This is a genomic window from Novosphingobium taihuense, from assembly GCF_007830315.1.
In the GTDB taxonomy this organism is placed as follows: Bacteria; Pseudomonadota; Alphaproteobacteria; order Sphingomonadales; family Sphingomonadaceae; genus Novosphingobium; species Novosphingobium taihuense.
Genome location: NZ_VLKJ01000008.1, coordinates 159,294 through 172,829 on the forward strand (window position 1 = coordinate 159,294; position 13,536 = coordinate 172,829).

Genomic DNA, 13,536 nt, shown 5'->3' on the forward strand with positions numbered 1-13,536 from the left:
CGCAGCATAAAAATAAAAGTCTTCGGGCCGCGTCGATGATTTTCCGACGGGGGCATTTGCAAATGGGGTTCAGGATTTCGCGGAAGCGTGGCTTGCTGTCTGGGGCAGCGGGTCTGGCAACGCTTGCATTTGCAACGCTCCCGCAGGTTTCATCGGCGCAGACGATACCCGGGCAGGTGGCGAGTCCACCATCGCGTGACGAACTTCGTGGCATCACCGGGCAGGCGCCCGCAACACCTTCGCGCTTGTCGATTAAGGGGGGAGTCGAGCGCTCGCCTTGTCCACTCGAAGATCCGCAATACGCCGACATCAAGGTCACCATCGGCGAGGTCACCTTCAATAACCTGAAAGAAATCTCGCCGGACGAACTGGGTGAGACCTGGAAGCCGCTGGTCGGCACGGCGCAACCGATTTCAGTACTCTGCGAAATCCGCGATGCGGCAGGCACGATGCTGCGCAGCAAGGGCTACCTTGCAGCGGTTCAGGTGCCGACCCAGAAGATCGAGAACGGTCAGGTCCGCATGGAGGTCATCTATGCGCGAATTGCCGCCGTGCGCGCCCGCGGCGAAACGCGCGGCGCCGAACGCAAGCTCGAGCAGTATCTTTCGGCTTTGACCGGCGACGAGGTGTTCAACCAGCGCCGGGCCGAGCGCTATCTGCTGCTCGCGCGCGACCTGCCGGGCTACAATGTCCAGCTGACGCTCAAACCCGCTGGTACCGGAGCGGGGGATCTGGTCGCGGAAGTCAGCGTGCTGCGTGAACCTTATGCGGTAGATCTCACGGTGCAGAATCTTTCATCCGAGGCAACCGGCCGGTTCGGCGGACAGATTCGCGCGCAGTTCTTCGGCCTGACCGGGATGGGCGATGCGACGACGCTTTCGTATTACGCCACATCCGATTTCAGCGAGCAGCACATCCTGCAAGGCTCTCATGAATTCCGGCCGGGATCGAATGGCCTGATTGTAGGCGGTCAGCTGACATATGCCTGGACCAAGCCGGACGTTGCCGGATTGCCGGCCAATATCACGCTCGACGCGCGCACGCTCTACGCCAGCCTCTACGCCCGTTATCCGCTGCAGCGTTCGCTCTCGCGCAACATCTGGCTCAGCGGGGGCTTCGATCTGGTCAATCAGGACGTCGATCTGATCGGCCCATTGACGCGGGACAAGATCCGCGTTGGCTGGACCAGGCTCGATCTCGACGCGGTCGACACCGATCACGCCGTGCCGAAATGGCGCGTGGCGTCCTCGCTCGAACTGCGACAGGGCCTGTCGTTCCTTGACGCAACCAAGCCTTGCACCGGTCCTGCCTGTGCCGCGCAAACCCCGGCAAGCCGTGCGGATGGCTCGCCCAGTGCAACGGTCGTGCGCTGGCAGGGCGAATACGAGCGCGCCGTTGGCCGCATCTCATTCCTTCTCGCGCCACGCGCGCAATATGCGTTCAAGCCACTTTACAGCTTCGAGGAATTCTCCGCCGGCAACTTTACCATCGGACGCGGCTTTGATCCGGGCGAGCTGATCGGTGACAACGCGGTCGGGGCAACGGCCGAGGTCCGTGGACCACGCCTGCCCTTGGGCAAAAGCCGGAACATCCGCATCCAGCCCTTCGTATTTGCCGATGCTGCATGGGTCTGGAACAAGGGCGTTCCGGGTTCCGAACGGCTTACCTCGGCCGGCGGCGGCATCCGTTCCGACATCGGTTCGCGCTTCCGCCTCGAGGCGACGCTGGCCGTGCCGCTCGAAAAGGTCGGCCTGCAGGCCAAGCGTTCCGATCCCCGCTTTCTCGTGACCCTGACCACACGGCTCCTGCCGTGGAGGAGCTTCTGATGCGCGCCATGCTTCCCGTCACCCGCCAGCAACTGCTTTCGGCCTCCGGCCTCGCACTGGCAACCGCGATCGTAGCTTCAGGCCCGGCGCTGCGCGCCCAGTCGTTCCAGGCGACGCCGACCGCGACTTTCGGCTCGGTCACCATCAACACCACGCCGACGACGACCGCGATCACTGTCTCTAGCCCGAGCGCAGTGATCAACTGGACGCCGACCGATACCGCTGCCACCGGCGGTCCGATCATCTTCCAGACGTCCGGCACAACCGCGACGTTCACCAACAATCCGGCTGCGAACTCCGATTTTGCCGTCCTTAACCGAATCATTCCATCGGGTTCGACCAGACCGATCCAGTTTGACGGCACCGTGGTGTCGCGATTGCAGTCGGCTGCTGGCGGTCAGGTCCCGGGTGGAACGGTGTTCTTCTACAGCCCTGGCGGAATCCTGATCGGCGCCTCGTCGGTGTTCGATGTCGGGAACCTCGTCCTGACGACGTCGGACCTGAACTTCGACAGTGCCGGCAATTTCGACAGCAGCGGCTCGTATGTATTCCAGCCAGCAACGGTTGCCGGTTCGCAGATCATCGTGAATGCGGGGGCCCAGCTCGGCGCGACGGCAGACGGTTCGTATATCGCAATGGTCGCGCCTTCGGTGACGAACAACGGGACGATCAACGTCAACGGCTCGGCAGCGCTGGTGGCGGCGGATGCGGCCACGATCACATTCTCGCCCAGCGGTCTGTTCGACATCCAGGTGGATTCCGGAACGAGCGCTACGGGAACTGTTGCTGCCAACAATGGCACGATCACGGGTCCAGCGGCCTCGGGCGGCACGTTCCTGCATCGGATCTACATGGTCGCCGTTCCCAAGAATGACGCGATCACCATGGCGATCAACGCTGGCAGCACGCTAGGCTTTGATATCGCCGGGGCTGCAGACGTCAGCGGCAATACGATCATTCTCTCGGCCGGACACAACGTGAATGGCGGCGATCCCGCCATCGCGCCGTCGGCAGGTGGGGGAACGGGCCTCGTCTCGATCACGGGTGGCGATGCAGATATCACCTCCAACTTCGTAGCCAGTGCCACCGGAGGGGTCGTCTTCGGATCGGGAACCAGTGCAGGCCTCGATTTTGCATCGAATGTCTCGATCGATGGAACAGGCGGCGACAATTCCATTTTCTCGAACGCAGGTGGCAGCGTTTCCATCGCAGGTGACCTCAGAATCTCAGGCGACGTTTTTGGCACCATCACCTCACCGGCTGCGACGGCCCATCGCGCGGAAATCTACGCCACCGATGGCGGCACGATGACCATCGGCGGGAACGTGCTGATCACGGCAAACGCGTTTGGTGGCACGGCTGTGGCTCCGGGCATCTCGGGCGGACAGGCCACCGGTTCGTTCGCGAAGATACAGGCCAACAATGGTGGCCAGATTACGATCGCGGGGAACGCCACGCTTCAGGCCGACGCGCTCGGTGGTCAGGCGCAGACGACCGGTGCAGGCGGCGGCGGTGCGACTGCTGGCACCGCCTGGGTGTTGAGCACGGGCACCGGCGGCGCGCGCGTGCAGATCAACGGTTCCGTTGACCTGTCTGCCGCTGCTACGGGTGCCGACGGCCTGGGTTGCGTGACTTGCACTTTTGACGGCGGACAAGGGCAGGGCGGTTTGACCGCGATCCGTGCGGCGGGCGATGCGTCGATCGCTGTTGGCGGACCCAGCACTCTGGATTCGACCGGTCGCGGTGGCAACGGCATCGCCGGAGTCAACGGACAGGGTATTGGCGGGCAGGTTAGCATACTCGCCGGAAACGGAACGACGGTGTCTCTGGGTGCGGTCAATGCAGTCGCGCGGGGGATCGGAGGGGATAGCGCTTCTACTGCATCGAGCGCGATCGGCGGGGACATTTCGGTCCTCGCATTCGGTTCGGGTACTGGCTCGGCGATGTCGATCGGTGGCAACTTGAGCCTCATCGCAACCGGACTTGGCGGATCAGGCATTTCGCCGAACGGGGCCGGTGCATCTGCTGCGGGTGGAACCATTTCCGTTCTCGCCGATGGCACGACGCTGAACGTCAGCGGGAGCATTGTCGGCGACAACGGTGCCAGCGGTGGAACGGGCGTAAGTTCGGTTGGCGGGGCGACGGGCGGCAACGCCAGTCTGCAGGCACGCAACAGCGGTTCGGTTCTGGCATTCTCGAACATCGTCCTGACCGCCAATGCCGATGGCGGGGCGGCGAACGGCAGCGCTACGGCCGGTGCGGGCACTGGCGGCACGGTGCGATTGACCGCTGACAGCGGCACGGTCAGCACGTCGTCCGGTCAGATTGGCCTTAGCGCCCAAGGCAGCGGCGGGCTGCAGTCGGGAAGTGGGGTTGGAGGCACCGGCACTGGTGGTACGGTAACCCTGTCCACCAACGGCACCGGCGTGATTTCAACCCCAACAGCTGTCAACCTGAGCGCCAGCGGCATCGGTGGCGGTATTTCCAGCAGCGTTGGCTCCGGAAGCGGTGGTGCGGGCATTGGCGGTACGGCGCGGCTGTTGATGGATGGTGGCCAGATCACCAATGGCGGATCGCTTTCAGTCACAGCCCAAGGCCTTGGCGGATCGGGCGGGCCAGCAGCAGGCAATGGCGGCGGCGGCCTCATCGATGTCAACATTTCGGACGGCACGCTCAACCAGACTGGCATAGCCTACTTCACCACGGCCGCGTCGGGCGGTGTCAGCACCGGCGGTGGAACCAGCGGACAGGCGCTCGGCGGCGATATAAACTTCCAGAGCTCAAACAGCACCATCAATCTCAGCACGACCGGCGATGCGACCTTTGAGGTCAGTGCCTACGGTGGGGGTGGAAGCCCGGCGTTTGCGCGGGGAGGCAACATCAACTTTGCCGTGACGGCCTCTGACGTTGCGACATTTGGCACCTTGCGTCTGCTTGCCGAAGGGCAGGGTAGCAGCGGGCGCTTCGGCACTGCCGGGGGCCAGGGGGCTGGCGGGACAATTGTCGTCACGTCGGTAGCAAGTGCACTGGGCAACGCGCTCATCAGTGCTGACACCATCGACATGACTGCAACCGGTCGTGGCGGCAGTGGTACTGGCGCGACCGTTTCCGGTATAGCCGCTGGCGATGGTGGCAACGCACAAGGCGGCAGCATCTTCCTGAGCACATCAGTCGATGGCGGGACAATTTCTTCGACAAGCCTGATCGCGCAAGCCGCTGCAGTGGCGGGCATCGGCGGCCAAGGGTTCGAGAATGCCAGTGGCCTTGCCAGAGGCGGCAATGGCGGTGCGGCGATCGGCGGATCGGTCAACTTCACCTCGACAGCTGCCACTTCTGGCACAGGCACCGGGGGATATGTACTCACCAACGCCTCGGTCGACGTCGGGGCGCAGGGAGGCACCGGCGGCAATGGAGACGATAACTTCACAGTCGGCCAGTCGGGCGATGGCGGCGCTGCAACCGGTGGCGCCATCCAGATGCAGTTCGACCGTGGTGGCAGCAGCCTCGAGATCACGGGTAACCTGAACCTCTCAGCTTACGGGCAGGGAGGCAGTTACGGAACTTGCGGCCCCACCTGTGTAGCAGCCGGTGGCGCGGGACTGGGCGGCAGTATCAATTTTGGATCTGGCGGGGCGACCAGCGGTAATGTCGTGTCAATCGGCGGCACGCTTTCAGCGTCTGCCTTTGGCTCAGGCGGCGGTGCGTTCGGCGTGAATGGTGCTGATGGCACGGGCGGCGTGATCATTGTCGGCCTTGGTTCCGGGCTTTCTTTCAGTGCAGCACAGGTAGATCTGTCGGCAGAAGGCATCGGCGGTGACCAATTCTCGAATCTTGTCGGTGGCGCCGGGCAGGGCGGCAACGCCTCGTTCATCGCCTCGGGCAACAGCACGGCCACCGTTTCCGGTACGATCAACCTGTACAGCTATGGCAACGGCGGTAATGGGCGTGACATTGGTTCGAGCGGCGGCGCGGGCACCGGCGGTGTAAGTAGGCTCTACAGCGACGGTGGAGCTATCACTGTCACCGGCGGCACGAACATCGACGCCAGTGGTTTTGGCGGTACCGGCAGCTTTGACAGCACCAGCGGCAGTGGCGGCATCGGTACAGGGGGGGATGCGCTGCTCACGGTGGGAACGCCCACTGCGATTGGCAATAATGGCAACATCAACGTTGGCGGCTTCACCTTCGTTACCTCCGAAGGCACCGGGGGCGATGGTTTTCAAGGTGGCATCGGCACCGGTGGGTTCGTCGGCATTTCGGCACGACAGGGGACTCTGACGCTTGATAGCGTCTTTGCCACGGCCGATGGCTTTGGCGGTTACGGAATGCTGGGCGGAAACGGTGGAGGATCCATCGGCGGTAGCATCGAGGTCGTCGCGAACAGTGCGGTCGAAGGCTCCAGCCTCTTTACGATCAACACCCTTTCCGCCGATGCCTCGGCCTCCGGAGGCTTTGGCGCCGATGCCGGGGTGCCAGGTGACTTCGGCGGCAGCGGCGGAGCAGCCGAGGGCGGCTCGATCCTCGTCGCGGGCTCTGCCGGCAATGGCACCTTGCAAGTCGGCTCGGCGAGTGCGTTTGCTTCCGCAACGGGCGGGGGTGGCGGTTCCGGTGGCTTCGGCGGGGTCGGCGGCAGTGGGATCGGTGGTGCGGTCCAGATAGGGACCATCAGCGGAATCGATACCGGCACAGTGAATTCCGGCTCGGCGACTTATGGGACGGTCAACGCCGTTTCGGTCGGTTCCGGCGGGCACGGCGGCAATGGCGATACCTTGACCGGCACCGGGGGGGCAGGTGGCAATGCTGCTGCAGGCGGCGTAACCCTGCTTGTTCGCGGCAGCCCGACCACTATTACCGGCGACGGAAACTTCGTTGCGCAGGCGGTGGCCGGTAACGGCGGGTTAGGCGCAACGCTTGGCGCAGGCGGCAATGCCACGGTTGGCAACACTGTCAGCCCCGACCAGATCGCCGGTGCAGCCATGGTTGTGACCAATCGCGTCCAGCAGCCGACGCAGCGCGGCACGCTGAACGCTGGCAACCTCAGCTTCATCGGCTCGGCCACGGGCGGCACGGGATCAGTGGTCGGTACTTCGACGCTCATCGGCGACGCTGTCGACATCCAGATGATCAACGGTGACTTCACCGGAACTAGCATTTCGCTGCAGGCATCGGCTGAATCGGTCACACCGGACTCGCTCCCCGAATTCATATCGATGGTCGGTTCGACGGCCAACCTGACCGGAGGCCTCCTGTTCACCACGCCGGGTACGTTCTCGCTCAGCCTCGACCAGTCGGCATTCACCGCTGACCACGTCGTGATCAGCGCGGGCAACTGGGTGCTTCCAGCAAATGCGCCTGCAACCGTTGGAACGCTGACGGGAACGTCCTCGATCAATCTTACTTCTGGCCAGGATCTGGTCGGCTACGCCAACCTGAGCACGCAAGGGCCGCTTACGCTGCTGGCCGGAGGGCAGATCAACCTCGGTTCACTTGTCGCGCTGGGCGCGATCGATGTGACGGCAGGGGGCACGATCGCCCTCGCAGACGTCACATCTGGCGATTCCATCGATCTGCTGTCTCCGGCGAGCATCGTTACCGGTGCAATGACGGCGGGAACTTCGATCGTCGTGCAGTCGGGAGGTAGCGTCACGACTGGCAATCTCTCGGCTGGAACGGGCACGCCGACCGCTGGGAGTGGCGAGCTTTACTCGATCGGGATCACATCTGGCGGCAATGTCCAGACTGGCTCGATCTTTTCTGCATCAAACGTCGGAATCAGCGCGCTTGGCAGTCTGGTGACGGGATCTTTGCAGAGCTACGACTCCCTTCTTTTGGCCGGTAATGCCGCTACCATCGACAACCTCTCGGTCATCAATCGCACGCTCATTGCCAACGCATCGATGGCTGCGCTTGGCCAGTCGGCAAACGGCTTCGACAAGGAACTCGTCTTCGCAGCAGAGCCTGTTGCGACCGGGGGGGCTGTACGGATTATCAATGCTTCGAGTTCGGGCAGCCTGACTGCAGCCGCTGGGGGTGCGATAACTGCCGGTAGCCTGTCGGTATCCAGCACGCTGAACCTGTCCGGAGGCGGTAGCGTAAGTGTCGGTCAAATCTCGGCAGGTTCGGGCACGCCGTCCGCGACCGGAGCAGGGCTGATATCGGTCGTTTCCGATGGCAATGTCAGCACTGGGAACCTGACGTCCAGCGGCGACATTCGCGTCGCATCCGGAGGGGGGCTCAGTACTGGCACCATCGTCGGTTATGATGTCCTGCTCGGTTCCGTGGGCGATACCAGCATCGCCGGGATGAACGTCGTAAACCGGACGCTTATTGCCAATTCCTCGATGTCGGCGCTTGGCCAGACCGCCAACGGGTTCGACAAGGAACTCGTATTCGGCGCGACGCCGGTGGCGACCGGCGGTTCGGTCACGATATCCAGCAATTCAAACGTGGGTTCGCTGCGGATCGCCGCAGGGACTACCGTGTCTACTGCTAACGTGTTTGCCGGTGTGCGGATTGGCGTAACCGGTAACGGTGCCATGAACTTCGGCAGCCTGCAGGCGCAGACGGACCGGCTCGAACTGATTACCCGCAGCCAATCGATCACAGCAGCTTCGCTTCTTTCGGGTAGCGACATTCTCGTAAGTGCCACGTCAGCGCTCAATCTCGGGACAGTGCGCGGGAGGGATGTCGTCCTGCTCTCAGGCGGCACCGTTTCAGCTCAGACGGTTCTGGCGGGGCCAGTGTTCAGTGCAACGGGCCAGATAACGAACGCCGTCGGACGACTGCTGATTGCAGACAACTCGATGCTACCGATTACCGCGCTGCCTGGCAGCATCAACTATCCGGCGATCTTTGCCGCTACACCGATCATCACCGGTAGTGATGTCACGATCAGCAACGTAGCAATTGCCAACAGGATCAACATTGCAACCGACGGAGACTTTTCCGGCGCTGGCATGTGGGCGATAAACGACATCAAGATCGAGGCGATCGGAAGCGTTACCGTAGGGCGGCGCTGGCTCGCGACACAGGTGCGGATCGTCTCGAGCGACATCTCGATCATTGATAACGGAAACGCGACCCTTCCGACCGGCCAGACAATCCTGTCGGGCATCCAGACGTCCGAAACAGGTTTCGTCGACCTTATCTCGAATTCGTCCCGAACCGCTCTGATCGGTGACGGTTTGGCCGGGAGCGGGTATTCGCTTAGCAATGCCGAGATTGGTCTGGTCTCGACCGGCGAACTCGTGATCGCTGCGGTCGACCAGGCGGCCAATACGACCGACATGCTAATCGGAAACCTCTCGCTGACGGCGGGCGGCGCAATCGGGTCGAGCACTGCTGCAGGGACAGCGGGCAAGGTTGTATTCGCTTCAGGCGACCTGCAGACCGAAACGCCTGGTGGGGCCATCCGCTTGGTGGGGACCATCAGCGGAACCGGCTTTGCCCAGTCCAACATTCTCGAGTTCACGACCGGGCGATTCGAGCTTGATGCCGCGACGGGATCGATCAATCTCACGTCTGCAAGCCAGCAGACTGCCGGTGCAGCACTGGGGGGCGTGGTCGAGATCAACGCTGACCATATCCACATTGCGTCAGCCAGCATTCTCGACAAGCTGGCGGCCAATCCGCTCTACGACGGGCGGATCGCGGAGCTGAACGCTCCGGCGGCTGTGCAGCGTCCCGAGGGCGTGCTGCGCGCACTCGGGCTGGATCTTTATCCCACGGGTACGCTCTATATCCAGAACACCGGCACCGCACTCAATCCGGCGGGCTTCTTCGCTGACATCGCGTTCAGTGATGTAACGCCTCCTGCGAATGCGGCCGCTGGATCGCTCTCGGTGGTGATCAACGGTGCCTTCCAGACGCCGACCGGCTTGGTCTCAGGTTTTGCCGCGCATGATCTGGTGGTCAACGATCCGGACGCGGACTTCTTGCCGTTCTCTGCGGACAGCCAGATCAACGGCTGCTTGCTGAGCGCTTCGGTTTGTTCGGTAATGGCGGAAGGGCCGGACACGATCGGCCAGATTTCCGGCCAGATCGAGATCATCTCCAACCAGACGCTCGGCTCAACGCCGACCTTCGTCGAGGAACCGGGGGCTCCCGCCAGCGAAGGAGGCAGTGACGAGGAGGCTCCACCGTCGCAGCAGGAGGAGAGCAGTGAGGGTGAGCAGGCAGCATCGAGCCCGATTGCGCCTGCGCCACAGCTCATCGACAGCAGGCCGCTCGAACCGCAGGCGCAAGTCGAGCAACCCGTTGCAGGCAGCGGCAATCCTGCGCTGATCGGCTCGGTGGTCAATGAGAACAGCGCGGAAGGAGGCGACCAGTGAACGCGCGGAACAACGGATCGACGAACGCGGTGCGGCGTGGACTCCTGCTTGGAAGGGTCTCGCTATTGGCGGGGATGATCGCATCGGCCATACCGGCCTTTGCGGCTGAAGGGCAGCAGCCGCTGTCCATTCGCAATTCGTTCCGCGTTGGTAGTTCCGGCGTGACCTGCACGGCGCAGAACGCCCCGCTCGACAAGAGGCTCGGCGGACTTTTCGACCGGAGCTACCGGCTGAGCTGCCGCGATGCCTCGGGCGCGGTGGGCACGCTGATCGCGGTTCGGCGCGATGTCGCTATGGGCAGCGAGCCGACAGGTCTGCCGGGTGTGACACTTGCCTGTGGCGGCGATGGTTCGGTAATGATCGAGGCGATCGGGCGCGTGAGCGCCGTCAACTGCCGCGATCAGGCCGCCAATGTCGATTACAAGCGCTATGCCGTGCGGCGGGGCGGAACGACCTACTTTGTCGAAGGTCTGGCCGGATATGATCCAGCACTGCGCCTTGCACTCGCCAGTGTCGTCACCGATGCGCCGGTTGCAGGCGAAATCCGCGTGGCGACGACGGAAGTCAGTGATCCGGCTGCGTTTGCTCGCGTTCAGGCAGGCCAACTCGACCGGCTCGGCGCGCGGGACGAAGGCTATCTGCGGAACAATGGCGGGCGATTTGCCGAATCGTCGGAATTCTTCGAGGCTCTTGCCAATCGCGACCGCAGCACCGGTTCGGCTGGGCTTGCCGAAGCGCTGGCAAACCAGGCTCTGCAGCAGTCCAATCTTGGCAACTTCACTGCGGCCGACCGGCTGCTGACGCAGGCTGGGTCTGCCATGGCACGTGGTGATGGCGTGACCCAGCGGCTGATCCGCAACTACCGGGCGATCAACCGGCTGAACCAGCGCAAGCCTGCAGCTGCGCTCAAGGAGCTCTCCACGCCGGTCAATGCCATCGGCGATGTGTATGACCGTGGCAGCCTGGAGGCAGGGCTGATCAATTCGCCGCTGGCTGAGCAGATCAACCGAGAAAGTTCGGCGCTCAAGCGGCTTGGGGCGGTCGATCCGGGGTTGAGCGATACTGAGCGGGCCGAAATCCTCGACGCTCAGGCCGATGCGCTCAAAGCAACGGCGACACGCCTTCAGGGGCGATATGATGAGGCTATCAAAGGTTTCGAGGGGGCTGGCCAGCGGCTCGAAGCAGTGCGCGGTGGCCGTGTGGCTTCCGCTGGATGGCTGCGCTCGGAAATCCAGATTGAGCTGGCGCTGCTGGCTGAAGCGCAGGGACGCAATGCTGACAGTGCTGCGGCATTCGACCGTGCGATTGCGCTGATCGGGGCTTCGTTCCCGCAATCGCCGGCGTTGCTTGCTGCGCAGGCACGCAAGGCCGCATGGCTCGGCCGCACAGGCGACGAAGCCGGAGCGCTGGCTCTCTATGGAAAGTTGGTGGAAGAGAGCCTGTCGGTTCCCGATGCGGGGTCAACCTTGCGCGACATGCTCGGACCGTACTTCGGCCTCCTGGCAAAGAGCGGCGGTGCCGACAGTGCAAAGTCAACCTTTGCCGCATCGCAGGTGCTGCAGCGGCCGGGCGTGGCGCAGACGCAGGCTGTTCTGGCGCGGCAGATGTCAGAGGGCAATGACGAGGCGGCAGCCTTGTTCCGTCTGTCGCTCGCACGCACCCGGGACATTGCCCGAACCGAGGCACTGGTTCAGCAACTCTCGGCCGTAGCCACGCCTGATGCGCAGCAGGCGGCCGCGCTGCAATCAGCGCAGGATAATCTCGCCTCGCTGCGCCGCGACCAGACTGCACTTGTGAGCAAGCTGGCAGCCTTTCCTCGATACAACGTGCTGGCACCGCGCAGCGTAGATCTGGGTGAATTGCAGTCGGCGCTGAAAGACGGTGAGTCCTATTACAAGCTGATGGTCGTGGGTGAGAGGGTCTACGGCCTGTTCACCACCAATGGCGCGGCGCGCGTGGTTGATCTGAACCTTTCGCCTGCCGCCATGGCCAAGCAGGTCAAGGATATCCGCGATACGATCGTCAAGGTCGAGAATGGGCAGCAGGTGAACTATCCGTTCGATCTCGACAAGTCGCGCGAGTTGTACAAGACGCTTTTCGGGCAGGTCGAAGATCTGCTTCCCACCACGCGGCACCTGATCTTCGAGCCTGACGGCGCGATGCTGCAATTGCCGCCGACGGTGCTCGTGACGGGGGACAAGGGCGTTGCCGAATACAAGAAGCGGATGGAGAGCCCCGATGGCGATCCGTTCGACTTTACCGGCGTCGAATGGCTGGGCCGCGGGCGCGAAGTTTCGATCGTGGTAAGCCCGCGCGGATTCCTCGACATCCGCAAGCTTGCCGCGTCCGGCGCACCTCGGAACTATCTGGGGCTCGGGCACAACGCCAAGCCTGCCGCACGCCCGGTTGCTGCAGTGGCGGACGAGTGCGACTGGCCGTTGGCGACGTGGCAGAATCCGATATCGGCGGACGAGTTGCTTTTCGCGCAGAAGAAGCTGAGCCTTGGTGGCAGCGCGGTGAAGACCGATGCGGCCTTCAGCGACAGTGCGCTGCTGTCCCAAGGCGATCTCGATCAGTATCGCGTGCTGCACTTTGCCACGCACGGTCTGGTTACCGCGCCGCGTGCCGACTGTCCCGCGCGCCCGGCGCTGGTGACGAGCTTCGGCGATATGGGATCGGACGGACTACTGAGCTTCCGCGAAATCTTCGACCTCAAACTCAACGCCGACCTTGTGATCCTCTCTGCCTGCGATACCGCGGGCATGGCAACGGTTGCTGCCAGTCGGGAAGCAGGCGTGACCACGGGCGGCAACTATGCGCTCGACGGTCTGGTGCGAGCCTTCGTTGGGGCAGGGGCGCGCTCGGTCATAGCCAGCCACTGGCCGGTGCCGGACGACTTCGATGCGACCAAGCGCCTGATCGGCGGAGTGATCGACTCCAGTCCGGGGCAGGCGCTCGCCAATGCGCTGGAAGGTGCGCAGGAAAAGCTGATGGACGATCCGAACACTTCGCATCCGTTCTATTGGGCTGCGTTCATCATCGTCGGCGATGGGGCTAAGCCACTGGTCAACGGTGACGTGACCCCCTGATTTTCCTCCACGAGCGATTAGAGTCTGGCCTGAAGGAAGGACAGACGATGAAGCGTGTGAGGTTTTCAGAAGAGCAGATCATTGGCGTGCTGAAGGAGGCGGAGGCGGGTGCGAAGACCGCTGATTTGGCTCGGCGGCACGGTGTGTCGGAAGCGACGATCTACAACTGGAAGGCCAAGTATGGCGGGCTGGAGGTGTCGGAGGCCCGGCGTTTGCGGGAGCTCGAGAGCGAGAACGCGAAGCTCAAGCGGCTGCTGGCCGATGCGATGCTGGACAACGTGGCTCTGAAGG

The 13,536-nt window shown here is 63.2% G+C and carries 4 protein-coding genes; all 4 read left to right on the forward strand.

The genetic code is table 11. The features are described 5' to 3' along the window. The first annotated feature begins 245 nt into the window (after positions 1 to 245). The gene (locus IQ25_RS15925) at positions 246 to 1,826 is read left to right on the forward strand and encodes a ShlB/FhaC/HecB family hemolysin secretion/activation protein (RefSeq protein WP_246415863.1); all 1,581 of its coding nucleotides are present in this window, start codon (positions 246 to 248) and stop codon (positions 1,824 to 1,826) included. Beyond that, positions 1,826 to 10,156: a hypothetical protein gene (locus IQ25_RS15930; RefSeq protein ID WP_144907263.1), complete on the forward strand. Its 8,331-nt coding sequence runs from the start codon at positions 1,826 to 1,828 to the stop codon at positions 10,154 to 10,156. The genes IQ25_RS15925 and IQ25_RS15930 overlap by 1 nt, the downstream gene beginning before the upstream one ends. Beyond that, positions 10,153 to 13,245 (forward strand): CHAT domain-containing protein, encoded by a 3,093-nt coding sequence (locus IQ25_RS15935; RefSeq protein ID WP_258537051.1) that lies wholly within the window; start codon positions 10,153 to 10,155, stop codon positions 13,243 to 13,245. Before IQ25_RS15930 ends, IQ25_RS15935 begins: the two co-directional genes overlap by 4 nt. A 47-nt stretch (positions 13,246 to 13,292) precedes the next feature. Next, a partial coding sequence (locus IQ25_RS15940) for a transposase (RefSeq protein ID WP_144907264.1) occupies positions 13,293 to 13,536 on the forward strand: 244 nt, incomplete at its 3' end.

Coding starts and splice junctions, on each gene's coding strand:
- IQ25_RS15930 (WP_144907263.1), top strand. CDS start 1,826: ATGCGCGCCATGCTTCCCGTCACCCGCCAGCAACTGCTTTCGGCCTCC.